This is a genomic window from Xanthomonas sp. NCPPB 2586, from assembly GCF_041475775.2.
Taxonomy (GTDB): domain Bacteria; phylum Pseudomonadota; class Gammaproteobacteria; order Xanthomonadales; family Xanthomonadaceae; genus Xanthomonas; species Xanthomonas campestris.
This window is the reverse complement of sequence record NZ_CM192981.1, coordinates 1,916,004-1,933,604: the sequence shown is the minus strand read 5'-3', so window position 1 is coordinate 1,933,604 and position 17,601 is coordinate 1,916,004. Positions and strand designations below refer to the sequence as shown.

Here is a 17,601-nt window from a genome sequence, read left to right as displayed (position 1 = left end):
GCAAGCACCCAACAGCGAGTCCTTACCAACAATCGTTGCTACTGCTAGACGCTGTACGCGCGCCCTTCTCGTCAATGGCCAGGGTCCCGCAACTGGTATCGCTCGCCTGTGCCCCTTTCGGAACAGCCTTGATGCGAAAAGTGCTGGCCGTGGGCGCTGGATCGTTCGATACATCGTAAAAGGAGGCAAGGCTTGCGTTGCAGACCGAAGGAGCAGGCGCACCGACATACGTCATCCTCGTTGTATAAAACCGCTCCATGAGTTGCGCACGTTCCTGCAGACACACCGCGGCTGCGGAACGTCTCGACTTGATTACAGAGTTTTTGTAGCTAGCCATAGCAATCGCAGCAAGGACACCCACAATCAAGACCACGATCATGATCTCGATCAGTGTGAATCCGCGATCTTTCCTCGCCACACTAATATTTCCCATCACTCGCTCCTCACCAACTCGCGCCACGATACACGCCGCATGCTCAGGGCACTACTGTTCGTGCCCACACTGATAGTCGTGGCATCGTCAAGCCCAACCTGCATAACGTTACCAAGGAATATAGGATTGTTGGGGCTACTGTTAAGCCCCAGCCCAGAAACAGGACTGCCATTCAGCGTATCCCCTGTGCTGGAACCTCCACTGCCATCGAGATCGAAGAAAGACTGAGGGAGGCGTACGCCGGTAAACGGATTAATCGCCATCACGAACCCCTTTCCGCTGGGACTGCACACATCCCCCGCATCGGGTATACGCGTCGTACCAATCAGGGCGGTTCCCTGGAAGAAATTAGAAACCACCATTCGCTCGCCCTGACGACCGGACACAGGTGAAATCAAATCCATGTACCAACCGTTAATTCCCGAATTGGCCTGATCTTCGATAACCCGCGCCGTAAAGCCGCCAACGGTTCCCTCACTAAGGATATCTACAGCATTGAGCCCGGTACGATTTGCAATCGTCGCATTGCGATCCACAAGCCCGTACCAAGTCTGTACATCTTTATTTGACAAGTCACCATCTGACAAGTACTTACCAGTCCCAAAAAATACCCAAGTGGAGCCAGTTGACGGGTCTTTCGCCGCTGCGGGAGCCGCAGTGATCGGTTGCACTTGACTACCAAAAGACGCGGTAAATAGCCTAGTGACAGTCGCAACAGTACCCGCCATCGAAAAGCGCCACATATTACCCTTCAGGTCGCCCGCATATATGCGATCCACAATCGAATTATTCGCTGACGACCACGCTAGCACACCGGATAATCCATTCGATCCAGTGGAGCCGGTATTGATCTCCGTAACGGCACCAGTCAACAACCCTATCAAAACTAGCCCGGCTCCATCACCCGGACTATTAGGGCCATTCCCAATCATCGCGAACCAAGCACCAGACGTAAGCTGACCAATGATCGGCTTGCCCAAGTTATTCCCCATGGATGTGATCTCGCCCGACGTCTTGTCCCAAAGCAATGTCACATTGCCGGGATCCGTTACGTCCAGCGCAAAAGCACCGCGCCCCCCTCGCCCAAGCGTACCCACGAGAATCGAACGCCAACGGCCGTTGACCGTGTCGTAAATGTCAGAAACCGTCAGCTCCCCATCAACATAGTACTTGTGTTCATAATTCTGATTAGTATAGGCCAGCAAGTTAGTCATTGCGCCCCTAGGTACAAACGCGAATGTCTCTGCGCCCGTACCAGCATTAAATCCGTGCAACATTCCGTCATTGGCGCCGACATAAATTGTTGGCGTGCGGCTAGCCTGCACGGCAGCGAATGCAGGGTATGCAGACGCGCCTGTAAACGTGGCAGCAGCATACAGCCGGGAATTCGGCGCACCAACGTACACAGGCTGGGAATTGACGATATCACCCATAATTCCGGTGCGTGTCCTCAAGGTGCCCAAATTGGCCCTCTCGGCAACACGGCTTCCGCGAAGATAATCGATCTGAACCTGAGTGGCGGAAGAGAGCGGAGTTGTGCCTAGGTTACCAAACGCGAAGTTGGCCAAGCCAGCCGCACCGGCGAACTTGATTGTACGTTGATCCCAGGCAGGAAACGCGCTATTTGCGCTCCAAGCTTGCGTCAGCGCACCCGTCGACTGATTAACGTTATACCCAACAACATCACCGCGCCATGTGCCGCTGTAGAAAAGTGACTGGTACGTCATAGCCCCGGCTTCCAGCTTTGTCGTATTACTCGCCAAAGAAGAAGCCGAGCCCTTCATTTCATCAATAATTCGTTCGAAAGCGCGCTTCAGACTAGCAACCATCTTCCCGGCATCAGCCGCAATATAGTAGTTATCGGCCCGCTGATAGCCAGCAACATTGTTCACCAATTCGGTCGTGGTCCACCAATCCGCATTGGAAAGAGGAGTCGTCCGCGTCGTAGAATCGTAACCAGCCGGCACGGTAAAACCACCATACTTGGCAGCCAACCAATATTGATTGGTCAGCTTGCTCTTGTAGTCACCATTCTCAACCACATCGACCCAGTGCGTGGAAATACTTTGTTGCCCCTGGAGATCAGGACGAATATCCGTAGTGTGAGCGTGATACGCCAAAGATGCTATATAACCGGAGTTTCCATTGCCATTGAAGTTCGGAGTTGTCGACCTGGAAAAAGCATTCGCAGCAGTCTGCCCTTCCATTCTTAGTATATTCGTAAGCAAGCGGACAACGTCAACTGTATTATCCGCACTCACTTCCGCAGGCAGAACAGGGGTACCATCCAGCGTCCCCCCGTTTGCTGAGACGCCAGGAAGATTCTTATCATTGTGCGTATTGGTATCGCCGATTCCTAAAATCACGTTCGTTTGACACCAATAAGCAACGGGATCCAGCCCCTTCTGATTCCATTCAGCGATCACCGGGAAGGCATCTGCCTGCTGGTATCTACCAGTCGCGTTCGTCGCAGTGAAAGCGGAGTACGCCGGCACATCCCCTTGCTTCTTAAAATAGCGCAATGCAGCGTAGTAAAGCTCACTCACGTCATCATTACTTTTGGTGGTCTTACCAGTATTCATCTGGCCAAACTTATTTAAATAATTAATGACACCGCTATTCGCAATTGTCATTCCAACAGCAGTGGATGTCGACGTTGCATCCGCACCATCAGGATTTTGACGGAGTACGCCAGTAACTGGATCCCATTCCCTGGCAAGATTGTCAGCAGCGCCCTCCTCCGGATTATAGGTTTTAGGGCCAACGAACTTCTGTCGTGCGCGCAGCACGCCGGTATCTACACCGTTACCATCTATATTCAAATAACCAAAAATGCTGTACTTGATCCTTTGCGAATACTCCTGAATCAGGCCTTCAGGCTTATAACCTTGGGAGTACCGGACGCAGTTATCCTCAAGGCCTGCAGCATTGTCGCAAACCTTAACACGGACACTTAATTCGAAAACCACGTCTGTATCATCCGTTGTGCATTGACCGAAACGGTTGCGGGCAACGCAGTTCCCATCCAGGCTGTGTACTGAGGGGTCGTAGACAACCAAGGGCGTAGATGCCGAGGACAAATTAATGTCCTGAGTTATCCACATCTTATTTCCTAGGCCATCCACTCGAATCATGGCCTTGTTCCACTTAGACGCCATGACACTCTGAACCAAATTACTTCCCGTAATCGTTCGGCGCGGGAAATTACCAGTATTGACGCGCTCGCCGATTGCCTTCTCCAAGATTGTGGTTGTCGGGGTATCCACAACCCGATACCCACCTGTCATCGCAGAACGAAATGGATCAATGGTCTGTGTCACCGCCCAGTTCAGGAAATTTCCTGACCACGTGGCCGCATCGTTACAACGAAAATTTGCATCCGGCACTGGCGTAGCGACAGGATAAAAATATCGATTCGCTTCATTCACGTCATAATTATATTTATAACATTTAGACGAATTGAAATAGCCGACATATTTTGACGCAACGGCGAAGTTGCCAAGATTAGCGACGCTGATGACTGTAGGAAACTCAACTGACGGCACCAATGCCAAATTGCCTGGAACATTACTTCCCACGTATAAGGGAGACTGTGACACGTCCACCTCGGCGCCTGCACCTCCAGCGACCGCAATAAGAACGCCGGCAACGACCAAGAGCAGTCGATCTTTGAGCGTAGATTTCTTCATTTGAGTGCTCATGACGTTACCTTATTTCACAGTAACATTGGTTTGCAGAACAACGATTGCGCGCTGCCCAGAGGCGGATGGGTCGGCACTCCGGGCAGTCACTCGGTAGTAATGCTCCAAGGATGTCCCGCCCGATCCACCATACTGATTCTGATTCACGCTAGAGCCCAGACCAAGCTGATCTTCGCTCGTCCGCTGACCCAGATATTGAATGTAATACTGCGCCTGTCCAACTTGAAGGTCCTGGACGACCACTGCATTGACCCAACACTCTGCGCTCCCCGCGCTACAGCCAGAGGCATTCCCAGTGTAAGTATTCGCAGGCAATGCATTACAGACAGTTCCTGTAGGACACGTATATCCAGCGATCTGACCCGCCGCAGCTGCGGTCTGGATTACCTTTTCGGCATCTCGAAGCGCACCTTCAGCGACTTGGAAAGCTAGGCTACGGTCGTACATGTTGGCAGACATACGCTCCTCCAACAGCGTGCCACGTAGAACCGCGAGACCAAGCAATGTCATGACCAGAAGCAAGAGCAAAACGACAATTAATGAAATGCCCGATTCACGGCGCACAACCGATGATGTTCTCATGAATTTCGATTCCTAATACTGATAACCGAAGTCACGGTGCGCGAAAGCGGCTGCCCGTCAGAACCTACTGAATCCGGCGACTGCACAGTTAGGCTCAGCCTTACCGCGAGGACGTTAGCCCAATTAGTGATCGCCGCAGCATTTACATAGTTCGCGTCAGCCAGCGCTCCACCCGCAGCGGTCAGATATTCTAGTTCCATATCCGATACCCCTTCGGCTATTTCGTTAGTAACGGACGTTCCGCCTGAGCCAATTACATCTTGATACAACGAACTACTTCCACGAGAATTTGCCTTCACATACCATCTGACTGCACGTAGATTGGTGAGAATGGCGTTTCTTTCATACGTATAGGCATTAGAGCCCGTGACACAAACGCCCGGCAGGCGCCCCAAGCGATTACATGTATTCAATGAGGCCGATACATAGGAAACACTGGTGCCAGAAACCGTTTGGAGTTGCAAGATTGCCAATTGCTGCCGATCGCACAACAGCGCAAGGTTTCCGCTCTGGATCTCCGGCGCCGTCGCCGAAAGAGTTATTTGTTGTGACGCAGCAGCATGAGTACTCAACGTTGCGCCTCCAGTTGCTGCTGCCAATATTTGTATTGCATCAGTGCCAGAAGCGGAACCGCTCAAGACTCCATTTTCAAAGCCCTGTAGCGGCTGAACCCAGTTTTTCCACCATGTAGCTGTGGGACTTGTTAGCACGTTAGCGACTGGCAACGCTTTATCGCAGGGATTCGCCCCCGATTCCCGAATATCTCTCGCGAGCATTTCAAAACCTATGCGTGCGGTTTCTTGAACTCTGCCCAAGCCCTCCGTAGCGGCATATGTCTGACGATTGGACAGAAAAATTCCAATCGCAGCACCGACAACCAGAAGCCCAAGCAACATGGATATCATCAGCTCAATCAAATTGAATCCCTGCTGCCTTGCAGCTGGAAATCGAAAGCATGCGTTCTTCACAGTTGGGTCACCGTGGTAAGTTCTTCGGCTGACTCGCCGTCTGCATTCAGATTCTTGGAGCGGCTGTCATCCCAACGGATAGTGATCCTACAATTCCCGTCATTACAGGCAATTGATCCGCAAGTCGACTCAGAATTGCCCAATGCATTTTTCAATCCAGTGAGCCAGAGAGCCCTGTCTCTATCAGGCAAACCCGAGCCGGTCGGTGCTGTACAAAGCATATTTGTCGTGTTGTAGCCGCCGATCAAAGCAACATCCCGATTGGCCCGCATTGCGTCAAGGATCGTATACGTCTGCATGACAACCTCTGTTCTACGCAATGCGCCTTGATTATTTCTCAGGGCAGTTGTTTGCATGGCCGCAATACCAAGCATTCCGATCCCCATGATCAGGACGGAAATCATAACTTCAATCAAAGTCACACCTGCCATATTTTTCGGAGAATTGGCTGTCATCTTTATATCTCACGAATCCGCAGGGGCTGAACAAGTTGGTACGACGGTGCGCTCTACAGAAACTCGGCTTCCATTGGCAATCACAATGGTCCGATTATTCTGATCAGGGGAAGAAGTCGCCAGACAAACAGATAACTTCCCGTTCAAAGGACTTCCGCTGCTGGCGCGTGCCAACCCGTCGGGCGAAAACGAAATACGGTCATTCAAAGCATTTAAAGAAGGGCTCCCATCCACGATCGTGCCTGAACGCACTTGATTAACGCGAAGCACCTGACCGCTTCTAACCACTACAGTGATAAATTGGTTCCAAGCCCCCCCTGTTGCACACGTACTTCCATTGTCGCTTCGACACACGGCTACCAAAGAATTTTGGCGAACTGCTTCAGAGCGAGCGAGCTGAAGGGCCGCCACGACCTCGTTTGCGTTAGATGTCAGTCGGCTACTTCGGATCAGAGTGCCAAAAGCTGGGACGGCCACTGCTAATACGATTGCCAACACCGCAACCGTTACCATCAATTCTATTAGTGTAAAGCCACCGCGGTGCCTGACAGACAACGTGCGGCTAGCAAGCCTAGTCATTCTTACCCCCAATATCCCCGATACGACCGTACCTAAAGCGTTCGCCTGTCGCCACAAGCTACCGACCAGCGGCAAGGATGGGCAGCTGAACGGCTAGTGTCGCTACACGTTTGGCTGCATCATGCCGCATGACCAACGCGGCACAGCCCTCAATAGCTAGAACAGATCGCTTAGATGCCTTGGCCCAGCCGTCAAGTATGGTGTGGTTATTGACAACCGGAGAGTGCATTGCTGCAATTTTGGCAGTAACTCCGGGCTATACAGGTAACCGCTGGGTCTACTTTGGGCTTGCGTCGCTAGGAATCCAGTGGGTACTCCTGCTCACCCTTGCCAGCCTGCTGGTGCTTCGCAGGCTTTTAGCTAGTCGTAGCGCGCTCACGGTCGCCTGCACTGCACTGGCACTTATGCAACTTGTTACAGCAGTTATCAGCACAGTGATGTTTGGCTTATTTGGTGAATATTGGCACTTGGGACAAGGCGACTGGAAAGAATTTTCTGTACAGCTTTCAGTGATTTCGTTTCTGATCGCAGTGCTCGGGATGGGAGCACTTCACAACCATTTGCGACTCCAGCAGATGGCGATTAGAGCGAAGCAAGCAGAACTCGACGCACTAACCGCGAGAGTTCAACCACATTTCCTATTCAATACGCTCAATATGGCCATCGCGCTCCTCCATGCACGGCCGCAGCAAGCTGAAAAGCTGTTGCTCGACCTCTCAGAGCTTTTCAGGGCGGCGCTCACTACCCAGGACAAAGTTCCGTTGGCAGACGAAATAGAACTGACAAAACGCTACCTTGAAATTGAAGCACTCAGATTTGGCGAAAGGCTCAGTGTTCGATGGGATTTACCGACAAGCCTTCCAGAGATCTCCGTCCCTAATCTGACGCTTCAGCCACTTGTAGAGAACGCGGTACATCACGGAATTGAAGGTGCACGCGAAGGGGGAGAGATCACCATTGCGATCATTAACACCAATGGCTTGGTTGAAATCCACGTACACAACAGCGTCCCGGCAGGTGCGAGCTCGCATAGCCGCACTGGCCATGGCATTGGCCTCTCGGCATTGCGTGGCCGCCTTGAAGGCAGCCACGCAATGCTATCGACAGAGCAATCTGATACCACCTTCCGAGCGACGATTACATTGCGGCCTTAGGTCACAACCCGATAACAAGGCCGGTAATCCCCCGAGATCTTCATCCGGCGCTGTTCGACGAAGCCGCGCAGCAGCTCGTCCAGGGCCTGCATGATGTCGGGGTCGCCGTGGATCTCGAACGGGCCGAACTCCTCGATGCGGCGCATGCCGTCTTCCTTGACGTTGCCGGCGACGATGCCGGAGAAGGCGCGGCGCAGGTCGGCCGCAAGCTCTGGCGCCGGGCGGCCGTGGTGCAGATCCAGCGCGGCCATGGCTTCGTGGCTGGGCACAAACGGCTGCTGGTACTCAAGCGGGATGTGCACCGACCAGTTGAAGTAGTACGAGTCTTTCTGGTCCTTGCGGTGTGCGCGCACCTCGTGAATACCTTCGGCCATGCGGCGCGCCACCGCGACCGGGTCGCCGACGATGATCTCGTAGCGCGATGCGACAGATTCACCGAGGGTCAGGCGGATAAACCGGTCGATCTGGGCGAAATACGGGGCGGCGATGGTCGGCCCGGTCAGGATCAGCGGGAACGGCAGGTCGGCGTTCTCCTCGCGCAGCAGGATGCCGAGCAGGTACAGGATCTCCTCGGCGGTACCGACGCCACCCGGGAAGACCAGGATGCCGTGGCCGATGCGGACAAACGCCTCCAGGCGCTTTTCGATGTCCGGCATGATCACCAGGTGATTCACGATCGGATTCGGTGATTCGGCGGCGATGATGCCCGGCTCGGTGACGCCGATATAGCGCGTGTGGTGCTTGCGCTGTTTGGCGTGCGCAATGGTGGCGCCCTTCATCGGGCCCTTCATTGCTCCTGGGCCGCAGCCGGTGCAGATGTCCAGGCCACGCAGGCCGAGCTCGTAGCCCACCTGTTTGGTGTAGAGGTATTCGTCGCGCGAGATGGAGTGACCACCCCAGCACACGACCAGATTCGGGTCGGACGGCTGCAGGATGCGCGCGTTGCGCAGCTGGCCGAACACGGCATTGGTGATGCCTTCGCTGGTGTCCAGGTCCGCACGTTGCGCTTCGAGCTCGATGGCCATGTAGGCCAGGTCGCGCACCACGGCGAACAACAGCTCGGCCACGCCGCGGATGATCTCGCCATCCACAAAGGCCATGGCCGGCGCGTTGATCAGATCGATACGGATGCCGCGATCCTGCTGATTCACCTGGATGTCGAAATCCGGGTACAGGTCACGCGCGGCACGCGGGTCGTCGGATGCGCTACCACTGGTCAGCACCGCCAGCGCACACCGGCGCAACAGCTCATGCATGCCGCCACTGGATGCATCACGCAACCGTGCCACTTCTGCCTTGGACAGCACGTCCAGGCCACCACGCGGATAGATCCGCGCATCCACTACCGGCAGCGCCCGTGCTGCCGTACTGCTGAGTTCCATAGCTTGCTCCTGTCGTCTGCGCAGGACTTTAACGTACTCACCCGCCCAAAAGAAAACGGCCGGGAGAACCCGGCCGTTTTTGCAACATGCAACACGCTGGCCAGATTAGAACTGGTAGCGGAAGCCCAGCTGCAGGGCCCAGCGGGAGATGCCGCGATCGTCATACACCGTGGCCTGATCCGGCGTGTTGAAGCGATACACGTACTTGCCACTGGCTGCATCAATGCCGCCGTATTCCACGACACCACGCATACCCGGGAAGCCATACTCCTCGACCTGGCCCCATTTCTTGTTGAGCAGGTTGCCGACATTCATGACGTCGAGCCACACAGAAGCCTTGTTGCCCTTGAAGAAGCCGGGAATCTCCTGCTCGATATGCAGATCGAACTGGTTGATCCAGGAATTACGTGCGCCATTACGTTCGGCAACCTGGCCACGACGGGCAGCCAGATACTCATTGCCTTCAATGTAGTTCCAGAATGCCTGCTCTTCTCCAGCAGAACCGAATAACACATCGCCGCGACCTGCCGGGATGTACAGCAGGTCGTTCAGGCGACCATCGCCATTGGCGTCGTTATCGAAGGCGTAGCTGTACGGACGACCATTGCGGCCCTGGTAAATCAAGCCAAGCTTGGTCTCGTAGTCGCCAAAGAACGCATGCTTCCAGTTCAAGGTACCCAGGATGCTGTTCTTGATTTCATACGCTGCGGTCGAAGCAACGTTTTCGTTGGCCTGGAAAACAGCGTTGTTGCCCAGCTGCGAGCCCGAGGTCGAGCTGGTGAGACCACTGACTTCATCGGCATCGGTATAGGTGTAATACAGACCCCAGGACCAGTCACCGCCATTGAAGGGCTTGTTCAGACCAACGGTGAAGCTCTCGCTACCACCCTTGTCAGTTGGACGCGCGATGATGGCGTCGTTGTAGTTCGGATCGCGCGACCCGCGCGCATCGACCAAGGAGCCGGTGCCACGCACACACGCAGCTGGAGCGCTCGTACCTGTCGGGTTACGACCATCGGCCATCCAGCAAGCGGGATTCAGACCCGGGGTATTCCAGTAAAGATTACGACCATCCTGGCCCACTCGGGTGGTGTTACCCAGATTTAGCTGCTGGTAGTAGATCGCCTCGTTGACCTGAGTCACCACTGCTTCCGCAGACGCCACGATGCCGTACCAAGGCAACTCGGTGTCAAACGCCAGGTTGGCCTTCCACACCGACGGCTGACCCAGCTTGCTGTCGACGAAATCGACAGACTGCGTTGCACCATTCACCGACCCGTTTCCGATTGGCTGGTTATTGATGTCAGGGGTGAAGCGAATACCGTTGGAATTCACCAACGCCTGGCTGGAGAAGTTGTAATCCGTGTATGCCAAGCCAGTGTTCGAGTACGGGTTCGAGAGCCATACCGTTGCGGCAGCACCCTGGAAGAGGCCGACGCCACCACGCAGCTGGGTGGGACGATCGCTGTCGAACGTGTAGTTGAAGCCGAAGCGCGGCTCGAACAGACCATTACCGTCGATGGTCTGGTCATTACGGAAGCCGAAGATCGTTGACGCCGCCGCATTGTAGGCAGGGCTGTTCTTGACCATCGGCTCGTCGTAACGCACACCAAACGTCAGGGTCAGATTGTTATTGACGGCCCATGTGTCCTGCAGGAACACACCGACGTTCCGCATGCCCCAGTCCGCAGCGACATCGTCGATGTTTCCGGTATTGGACCGCGAGTAGCGATAGTTCAGCGGGCGATTCGCCGCGTAGTCGGCAATTGAGTTGAAGGTGTACGAACCGAAGACGCGCTGTCCGAACAGGTTGAAAAGATCGTTATCTTCGTAGTCGAAGCCAAACTTGACGGTGTGGTCATTCAAGAACAACGTGCCCGCGAAGAAGGCATTCCACGTTTCGGTACGCAGCTCGTTGGCCTGGGTGCTCTGCTCGGTGCCCAGGTTGACGGTGTTGTTACCGATACGCACAGCGACGGCCGGCAACTGCGAAGCGGCCGTACGCACCGCCGAGTAATCACGGTACGAGACCTTGGCTTCAGTCGAGAAGGTGTCGGTCCAATCACTGAACAACTGCGCGGTATAGGTTTTGAGGCTGAAATCGCGCACGTAGTGAAACGAATTCAACGACAACGCCTGGTTGCCAAACCCGTTGAGGTTGGCAGTGCTCTGCTCGCTCTCGCCATAACGGAAAGAGGCACGGTGCTTGTCGGAGATATTCCAGTCGAGCTTGAAGCCCTTTTCTTCCGACTCCGAATCCAGCGCAGGCAGCGCGAGCGTGCCGGGGTCAAAGCCGTAGACATTGCGCGAAATGTCGATGATACGGTCGATGTCCGACTGCGGGATTTGAACGATATTGCTCTCGCCAGAACCGATCGGACCGTAGCCGGAGGCTCCGGTAAACACGCCCTTGCCCTTGTACTTTTCGTAGTTGGCGAAGAAGAACAATTTGTCCTTGATGACCGGTCCGCCCAGGGTCAGGCCATAGGTGGTCTCATCATCGAACAGCTGCGGACGGATGTCGTTCTGGTTCTTGCCCGACCAATCGTTGTCGCGATAGGTGCCGTACACCGAACCGTGAAATTCGTTGGTACCGGACTTGGTGACCGCATTGATCACACCACCAGTTGCGCCGGTAATGGTCACATCGTAGTTGGCGACATCAACCGAGATTTCGTCGATGACGTCCATCGAGAACGGCTGACGTGGTGTGGGCAAACCATTGGATTCGAGGCCGAACGCATCGTTGGTGCTGATGCCATCGACGCGGATCAGGTTGAAGCGCGGGTTTTGACCGCCCACCGAGATTTCGTTGCGCGCCTTGTCGGTCTGCGCCACGCGCGGATCCAGGCGTACGTAGTCCTGCAAGTTACGGTTAATCGACGGCAGCGATTCAATCTGCTCGCGGGTCACGTTGGTGCCGGTACCCATCTTGTTGGCGCTGAACAGCGCCGAGCCGTAATCGCCACCAATGGCCTGCACCGCGCCGAGCGTGGTCACGTCGCCACCCAGAGCCGCATCCACGCTGTTGACCTGATTCAAGTTCAGGAAAACGCCTTCTTCGGTCTTGGTGCCCTCACCCGACTTGGTGATGGTGATGGTGTACGGACCACCCACACGCAGGCCGCGCGCGTTGTAGCGTCCGCTGGCATCGGTGGTAGCGCGGCTGACGGTGCCCGATTCGACGTGGGTGATCGTGACCTCAGCATTCGGCACCGGCTGACCGCCGCTGCTGGTGACCAGGCCAGCGACGCCGGCGGAGGTGCTCTGTGCGAACACGGGGGCGGCGGCGAGTGCAGCAACGAGACCAAGCGTGAGCTTGGACATGCGGAGACAACGGGGGTGGGTCATTTCGGTAGCCTCGATACAGGTTGGGCAGTGACAAAAAGGCGCAGTCAGCCCAACCGTTCCCGGGGGTGGGCTGCCGATGATCTGGGGTCCCTTGCCGCGCGGCTGGTTGCTGCCGCAACGGTTAACAACAGATTAACACGCTAAGGCCTGATTGTGACGGCGGCGTGACAAACTTCGCGCGCTGCAACATGAACTTCGCATGTGAAGGCGGAAACGCCAAGGTGCGCAAAGTCGCGTGCGATGTGAGATGGACGTCTCGGACTCGGCAATGGCATCGAACGTCATGCAGCCGAACGCCATCGCGGGGCACTTTGCAGTCCTCATCGTAGGCGCTCTGAGAATACGTGCGCTTACGCGCCCAAAACAGATGGACTTCTGTAGAAGGGATTCGTAGAGCCAACGTCTCTGCTGAGGGCGCGACTTTTAAGGTCCGCGCCGCGCTCGTGTCTGTTTCCGAATCATCGTGCGAGTTCTCATCGCAAGTGACGGTTGCTGGCCGTCCACATCGAGCTCGGATCCATTCGCCCACAAATGGACGGGGCGGCCGGCAAATTATGTGGGGCTCCGAACAATCTAGCCGCTAACGCACGGGCGCCACAGATAAAGTGCTGCCGGCAGCACCACGCGCTCGTTGGCCACCAAGTCAGAGACGATCTACAGCGCCGAACGCGCCAGCCGCCCCTCCAAAGCCCCAGCTGCGCCAAGATCAAGCCAGCTAGGCCACCGAAAGCCAGATCAACACCAGCAGCCGGCGGCGAAACATCAGATCGACACCGGAAGCTTGAAATACGTGCCCAGGCCATCCAGGAACATCTGCACCGAAATGGCCACCAGCAACATGCCCATCAGGCGCTCGATTGCGGTCAACGCGCGATGACCGAGCAGTTTGTACAACAGCGGGGCCGAGGCCAGGATCGTGGATGCACCGATCCAGGCAATCATCAGCGCCAGGCTCCAATCCCATAACCGGGTGGGTTCGTTGCTGCCCATCAGCATCACTGCGGCCATGCCGGACGGGCCGGCCACCAGCGGGATTGCGAGCGGCACGATGAAGGGCTCGCCGTCGGGAATCTCGCCCATCAGGCCTTCGGGGCGCGGGAAGATCATGCGAATGCCGATCAGGAACAGCACGATGCCGCCGGCGATCGCCACCGATTCCTGCCGCAGATGCATCAACTCCAGTGCGTACTTGCCGCCCCATAGAAACGCCATCAGGACGAACAGGGCGATCAGCAACTCGCGCGCGAGCACGAAGCGCTGGCGCTTCGGCGGCAGCGGCTTGAGCACGCTGAGAAACACCGGGATGTTGCCGAGCGGGTCGAGGATCAGGAACAGCAGCAGCGCTGCCGATAGGATGGTCATGCGGGGGGGCTCCAGATCGCACCGCGGTGCGAGGCGCCCGCCATGCACAACAAGGTAACGCAGGCAGCGGCGTAGCGCGCGGGATCCAGCGCGTCGCTGTCTTCCTGATGCGTAAATGCACGTGCGCGCAAGGCGGTGTGCATCGGCCCTGGCTGCAGCCCGCTGACGCGGACCGAGCCGGCGGCCGTTTCATGATGCAGGCTGGCAATCAGACCACGTTGCGCATGCTGGGCAGCGCCGTACGCGCCCCAGTAGGCCTGGCCGACGCGCGCGGGATCATCCACGACGAACACCAGCGCCGCATCCTGTTGCTGGCGCAGCAGCGGCAAACAGGCCTGAGTGAGCCAGGCGCGTGCGGTCAGGTTGACGTGGATGCTGCGTGCGAACTCCGCAGGCGCGGCCAGTTCAGCCGGCGTGAGCCCGGCGAACTCGGCGGCGCAATGCAGCACGCCGCTGAGTCCACCCAACTCGGACTGCAGACGCTGTGCGAGCGCGGCATAGTCGTCCGGCGTCGCGCCGGCCAGATCCAGCGGGTACAGCAATGGTGCTGCGCCCTGCCCGGCCAGCGCGTCATAGACACGCTCGAGCGGGCGCAGCTTGCGGCCCAGCAACACCACGGTGGCACCTGCCTGTGCGCAGGCCTGCGCGGCCGCAGCGCCCAAGCCGCCGGCGGCGCCGGTGACCAGCACGACCCGCCCGGCCAGCGCCGCTGCAGCGGCTGCCTGCGTGCTGCTCACGGCTGGTAGGCCTCACTGACGATGCGCTTGAGCTCGCCTGCTTCGAACAGCTCCATGGTGATGTCGCAGCCACCGATCAGCTCACCGTGGATGAAGAGCTGCGGGAAGGTCGGCCAGTTCGAATACCGCGGCAGATTGGCGCGGATTTCAGGTTCTTCGAGCACGTTGACGGTGCGCAGCTGGTCGGCGCCTGCGGCCACCAGAGCCTGCACGGCGCGGCTGGAAAAACCGCACATCGGGAATTGCGGGGTGCCTTTCATGAACAGCACGATCGGGTGCTGCTCGACTTCGGCCTGGATCCGTTCCATCACCGGCATTGAACTCTCCTGACTGGGAGCGGCAGGCCCGACCGCCGGGTCGGATAGACTTCCGCAAAGGCGCGCATTGTAAGCCTTCAACGCGCCCTCTCGCCGGACTCCCTTCGCTGCCCCGAACACCATGCCGATCGAACACCTTGCTCTGCCCTACTCCCGCGCCGCCCTGGAGCCACATCTGTCGGCTGCGACAGTGGACGCCCACCATGGCGTGTGCCATCGCAGCGAGGTCGAACGGCTCAATGCGCGCATCGAAGGCAGCGAGTTCGCCGAGCTGATGCTGGAAGAGATCATCGCGCAGGCGCAGGGCACGTTGTTCCAGCTTGCCGCGCAAGTGTGGAACCATAATTTCTATTGGCAGTGCCTGCGCCCGCGCGGCGGCGGCGAACCCCTGGGCCGGCTGGCCGACAGCATCGCGGCATCGTTCGGCGACTTCGTGCACTTCAAGCAGGAATTCAACCGCATCGCGTTCGTCACGGTGGGGTCGGGCTGGGTGTGGCTAGTGCAGCGCCCGGATGGCAGATTGGCCGTGGTGGCCACTCCGAATGCCTCCACGCCGCTGACCGGCCCGGACACCGCGCTGCTCGCCTGCGATCTGTGGGAACACGCCTACTACCTGGATCATCAGCAGGACCGCGCGCAGTATCTGGATGCCTTCTGGAAACTGATCAATTGGGACTTTGTGGCCAGCCGTCTGCGCTGATGCGCGATGGCGCATGCTGAGAAATGCAGCGTCGAAGTGGCATCACTTACGTTGGGTGCTGCTCGCTCAACCAGCCTGGGACACCAACGCGCCAGGCGATGCCACCGCGTTAGCTCTGGTGTGATGCACAGCGCGCCCTTGAAGTTGCATTCACGCTTCAAGGACGCAGCACGCAGTTGAAACACTCACTCAGCACTTAGCGGCACTGCCCCGCTTGCAGCGCCACGCGCACGCTAAGGCGCCAACCGCGCCACAACCGGCGCCGTCTGCGCATCGCGCTGCAAGGCCTGACCAACGTCGCCAAGCAGTTGCGCCAATAGCGCCGGCGTATCCGCGCGCACCGTCGAATGCCCCACCTTGCGCCCATCACGCGCCTGCTTGCCGTAATCGTGCCAATGCCCACCAGGCACTGCCAGGAAGGCCGCTGCATCGGGCATGGCGCCCAGCCAGTTCAGCATGCAGGCATGGCCACGCATGGCAGTGCTGCCGAGCGGCAAGCCCAGCACGGCACGCACGTGGTTTTCGAACTGTGAAGTCTCTGCGCCTTCGATCGTCCAGTGCCCGGAATTGTGCACGCGCGGCGCCATTTCGTTGGCCAGTAGCGTGCCGTCGCGCACGAACAACTCCAATGCAAACACGCCGACATAGTCCAGGCGTTCGGCAAGCGCACGCGCATGCCCTTCAGCCGCTTCCTGCAACCCGGCGTCCACGCTGGCAGGCGCCAGGCTGGCCGAGAGCACGCCATCCACATGCCAGTTTTCGGTCAATGGCCAGGCACGAAACTCACCATCGCGGCCACGCACAGCGACCACGCTGACTTCGCGCTCGAAAGGCACGAAGGCTTCCACGATCAGGCCAGCCGTGGCCGCCTGCGCACCCAAGGCATCCCACGCAGCATCGGCGTCGGCAAGCGTCTTGATCCGGAACTGCCCCTTGCCGTCGTAGCCGAAGCGTCGCGTCTTGAGCACGCATGGCGCCCCAATGCGCGCCAGTGCGGCATCCAGGCCGGCACGGTCATCGATGGCGGCAAATTCGGGCACCGGGATACCCAGTTCGCGGAATAAGGTTTTTTCGCTGAGCCGGTCTTGCGCGATAGCCAGTGCGGCAGGGTTGGGGAACACCGGCACCTGCGTCGCCAACTGCTGCGCGCTGGCGGCCGGTACGTTCTCGAAATCGAAGGTGAGCACGTCCACCTGCGCGGCGAAGCCAGCTAGTGCGGCTGCGTCGTCGAATGCGCCCACCTGCAACGGCGCCACCTGCCCTGCGCAGGCGTCGGCTGCCGGATCGAACACGGCAAACCGCAGCCCCAGCGGCGCACCGGCCAACACCAGCATGCGCGCCAATTGGCCGCCGCCCAGGATGCCGACCGTAGTCATTGGCGGGGATCGTCGCTGGCCATCACATCGTCGGTCTGCTTGGCGCGGAACTGCGCCAATGCCTGACCGATCTGCGGCTGCTCCGGCGACAGCATCGCTGCTGCAAACAGGGCCGCATTGGCAGCGCCCGCATTGCCGATCGCGAAGGTGGCCACCGGAATACCGGCTGGCATCTGCACGATCGACAGCAGCGAATCCATGCCGTTGAGCGCCTTGGACTGCACCGGCACGCCCAGCACGGGCACTGCGGTCTTGGCCGCCAGCATGCCGGGCAGATGCGCGGCACCGCCAGCGCCGGCGATGATCGCGCGCAGGCCGCGCTCGCCTGCCTGTTCGGCGTAGGTGAACAACACATCCGGTGTGCGGTGGGCCGAGACCACCTTGACCTCGTACGGCACGCCCAGTGCATCGAGCTTCTGAGCTGCGTGTTGCATGGTGTCCCAGTCCGAACGGGAACCCATCACGATGCCGACCAGCGGCGCGGAGTGGTTGGAGGTCATGGCC

At 57.9% G+C, this 17,601-nt stretch carries 15 protein-coding genes; 2 read left to right on the top strand and 13 right to left on the bottom strand.

Annotation, left to right across the window (positions count from 1 at the left end):
* Nucleotides 1–22: 22 nt before the first annotated feature.
* The 6 genes from ACCQ09_RS08175 to ACCQ09_RS08150 are packed head-to-tail and all read right to left on the bottom strand — an operon-like array spanning nt 23 to nt 6,652.
* Nucleotides 23–433, bottom strand: coding sequence for a type IV pilin protein (locus ACCQ09_RS08175; protein WP_040941056.1), 411 nt, complete (start codon nt 431–433; stop codon nt 23–25).
* Nucleotides 433–4,134, bottom strand: coding sequence for a pilus assembly protein (locus ACCQ09_RS08170; RefSeq protein ID WP_228427966.1), 3,702 nt, complete (start codon nt 4,132–4,134; stop codon nt 433–435). Before ACCQ09_RS08170 ends, ACCQ09_RS08175 begins: the two co-directional genes overlap by 1 nt.
* Nucleotides 4,135–4,143: 9 nt before the next feature.
* Complete coding sequence (locus ACCQ09_RS08165) at nt 4,144–4,716, bottom strand: pilus assembly PilX family protein (RefSeq protein WP_012437983.1); 573 nt, start codon at nt 4,714–4,716, stop codon at nt 4,144–4,146.
* Nucleotides 4,713–5,633, bottom strand: a complete 921-nt coding sequence (locus tag ACCQ09_RS08160) for a PilW family protein (RefSeq protein WP_218619880.1) — start codon at nt 5,631–5,633, stop codon at nt 4,713–4,715. Before ACCQ09_RS08160 ends, ACCQ09_RS08165 begins: the two co-directional genes overlap by 4 nt.
* A 47-nt stretch (nt 5,634–5,680) precedes the next feature.
* Nucleotides 5,681–6,139: a type IV pilus modification protein PilV gene (gene pilV / locus ACCQ09_RS08155; RefSeq protein ID WP_012437981.1), complete on the bottom strand. Its 459-nt coding sequence runs from the start codon at nt 6,137–6,139 to the stop codon at nt 5,681–5,683.
* A gap of 9 nt (nt 6,140–6,148) precedes the next feature.
* Nucleotides 6,149–6,652, bottom strand: coding sequence for a GspH/FimT family pseudopilin (locus tag ACCQ09_RS08150; protein WP_306677542.1), 504 nt, complete (start codon nt 6,650–6,652; stop codon nt 6,149–6,151).
* A 194-nt stretch (nt 6,653–6,846) separates the two neighbouring features.
* On the opposite strand from ACCQ09_RS08150, the gene ACCQ09_RS08145 reads away from it, so the two are divergent.
* A complete protein-coding gene (locus ACCQ09_RS08145; RefSeq protein ID WP_040941055.1) occupies nt 6,847–7,872 on the top strand; it encodes a sensor histidine kinase in 1,026 nt (341 codons plus the stop codon).
* On the opposite strand, the gene ppnN is transcribed toward ACCQ09_RS08145, so the two are convergent.
* The 5 genes from ppnN to grxD form a co-directional block, all read right to left on the bottom strand.
* Nucleotides 7,869–9,254 (bottom strand): nucleotide 5'-monophosphate nucleosidase PpnN, encoded by a 1,386-nt coding sequence (gene ppnN / locus ACCQ09_RS08140; protein WP_040941054.1) that lies wholly within the window; start codon nt 9,252–9,254, stop codon nt 7,869–7,871. The two genes, ACCQ09_RS08145 and ppnN, sit on opposite strands and share 4 nt — an antisense overlap.
* Nucleotides 9,255–9,359: 105 nt before the next feature.
* Nucleotides 9,360–12,605 carry a TonB-dependent receptor gene (locus ACCQ09_RS08135; protein WP_012437977.1) on the bottom strand — a complete coding sequence of 1,082 codons (3,246 nt, stop codon included), beginning with the start codon at nt 12,603–12,605 and terminating at the stop codon, nt 9,360–9,362.
* Between the two features lie 762 nt (nt 12,606–13,367).
* A complete protein-coding gene (locus tag ACCQ09_RS08130) occupies nt 13,368–13,967 on the bottom strand; it encodes a YhgN family NAAT transporter (RefSeq protein WP_006450537.1) in 600 nt (199 codons plus the stop codon).
* A complete protein-coding gene (locus ACCQ09_RS08125) occupies nt 13,964–14,704 on the bottom strand; it encodes an SDR family NAD(P)-dependent oxidoreductase (RefSeq protein WP_040941053.1) in 741 nt (246 codons plus the stop codon). The genes ACCQ09_RS08130 and ACCQ09_RS08125 overlap by 4 nt, the downstream gene beginning before the upstream one ends.
* Entirely contained in the window at nt 14,701–15,021 is a 321-nt protein-coding gene (gene grxD, locus ACCQ09_RS08120) for a Grx4 family monothiol glutaredoxin (RefSeq protein ID WP_011037633.1), read from the bottom strand. Before grxD ends, ACCQ09_RS08125 begins: the two co-directional genes overlap by 4 nt.
* A gap of 121 nt (nt 15,022–15,142) precedes the next feature.
* On the opposite strand from grxD, the gene ACCQ09_RS08115 reads away from it, so the two are divergent.
* The gene (locus ACCQ09_RS08115; protein WP_040941052.1) at nt 15,143–15,721 is read left to right on the top strand and encodes a superoxide dismutase; all 579 of its coding nucleotides are present in this window, start codon (nt 15,143–15,145) and stop codon (nt 15,719–15,721) included.
* A 233-nt stretch (nt 15,722–15,954) separates the two neighbouring features.
* Here the strand turns inward: ACCQ09_RS08115 and ACCQ09_RS08110 are convergent, their stop codons facing one another.
* Together ACCQ09_RS08110 and purE are read right to left on the bottom strand one after the other, a co-directional pair.
* Nucleotides 15,955–17,097, bottom strand: a complete 1,143-nt coding sequence (locus ACCQ09_RS08110) for a 5-(carboxyamino)imidazole ribonucleotide synthase (RefSeq protein ID WP_075287194.1) — start codon at nt 17,095–17,097, stop codon at nt 15,955–15,957.
* Nucleotides 17,094–17,597 carry a 5-(carboxyamino)imidazole ribonucleotide mutase gene (gene purE / locus ACCQ09_RS08105; RefSeq protein ID WP_011037636.1) on the bottom strand — a complete coding sequence of 168 codons (504 nt, stop codon included), beginning with the start codon at nt 17,595–17,597 and terminating at the stop codon, nt 17,094–17,096. Before purE ends, ACCQ09_RS08110 begins: the two co-directional genes overlap by 4 nt.
* Nucleotides 17,598–17,601: the final 4 nt, after the last annotated feature.

Coding starts and splice junctions, on each gene's coding strand:
- ACCQ09_RS08135 (WP_012437977.1), bottom strand. CDS start 12,605: ATGACCCACCCCCGTTGTCTCCGCATGTCCAAGCTCACGCTTGGTCTC.
- pilV (WP_012437981.1), bottom strand. CDS start 6,139: ATGACAGCCAATTCTCCGAAAAATATGGCAGGTGTGACTTTGATTGAA.
- ACCQ09_RS08165 (WP_012437983.1), bottom strand. CDS start 4,716: ATGAGAACATCATCGGTTGTGCGCCGTGAATCGGGCATTTCATTAATT.
- purE (WP_011037636.1), bottom strand. CDS start 17,597: ATGACCTCCAACCACTCCGCGCCGCTGGTCGGCATCGTGATGGGTTCC.
- grxD (WP_011037633.1), bottom strand. CDS start 15,021: ATGCCGGTGATGGAACGGATCCAGGCCGAAGTCGAGCAGCACCCGATC.
- ACCQ09_RS08115 (WP_040941052.1), top strand. CDS start 15,143: ATGCCGATCGAACACCTTGCTCTGCCCTACTCCCGCGCCGCCCTGGAG.
- ACCQ09_RS08175 (WP_040941056.1), bottom strand. CDS start 433: ATGGGAAATATTAGTGTGGCGAGGAAAGATCGCGGATTCACACTGATC.
- ppnN (WP_040941054.1), bottom strand. CDS start 9,254: ATGGAACTCAGCAGTACGGCAGCACGGGCGCTGCCGGTAGTGGATGCG.
- ACCQ09_RS08110 (WP_075287194.1), bottom strand. CDS start 17,097: ATGACTACGGTCGGCATCCTGGGCGGCGGCCAATTGGCGCGCATGCTG.
- ACCQ09_RS08130 (WP_006450537.1), bottom strand. CDS start 13,967: ATGACCATCCTATCGGCAGCGCTGCTGCTGTTCCTGATCCTCGACCCG.
- ACCQ09_RS08170 (WP_228427966.1), bottom strand. CDS start 4,134: ATGAGCACTCAAATGAAGAAATCTACGCTCAAAGATCGACTGCTCTTG.
- ACCQ09_RS08145 (WP_040941055.1), top strand. CDS start 6,847: ATGACCAACGCGGCACAGCCCTCAATAGCTAGAACAGATCGCTTAGAT.
- ACCQ09_RS08150 (WP_306677542.1), bottom strand. CDS start 6,652: ATGGTAACGGTTGCGGTGTTGGCAATCGTATTAGCAGTGGCCGTCCCA.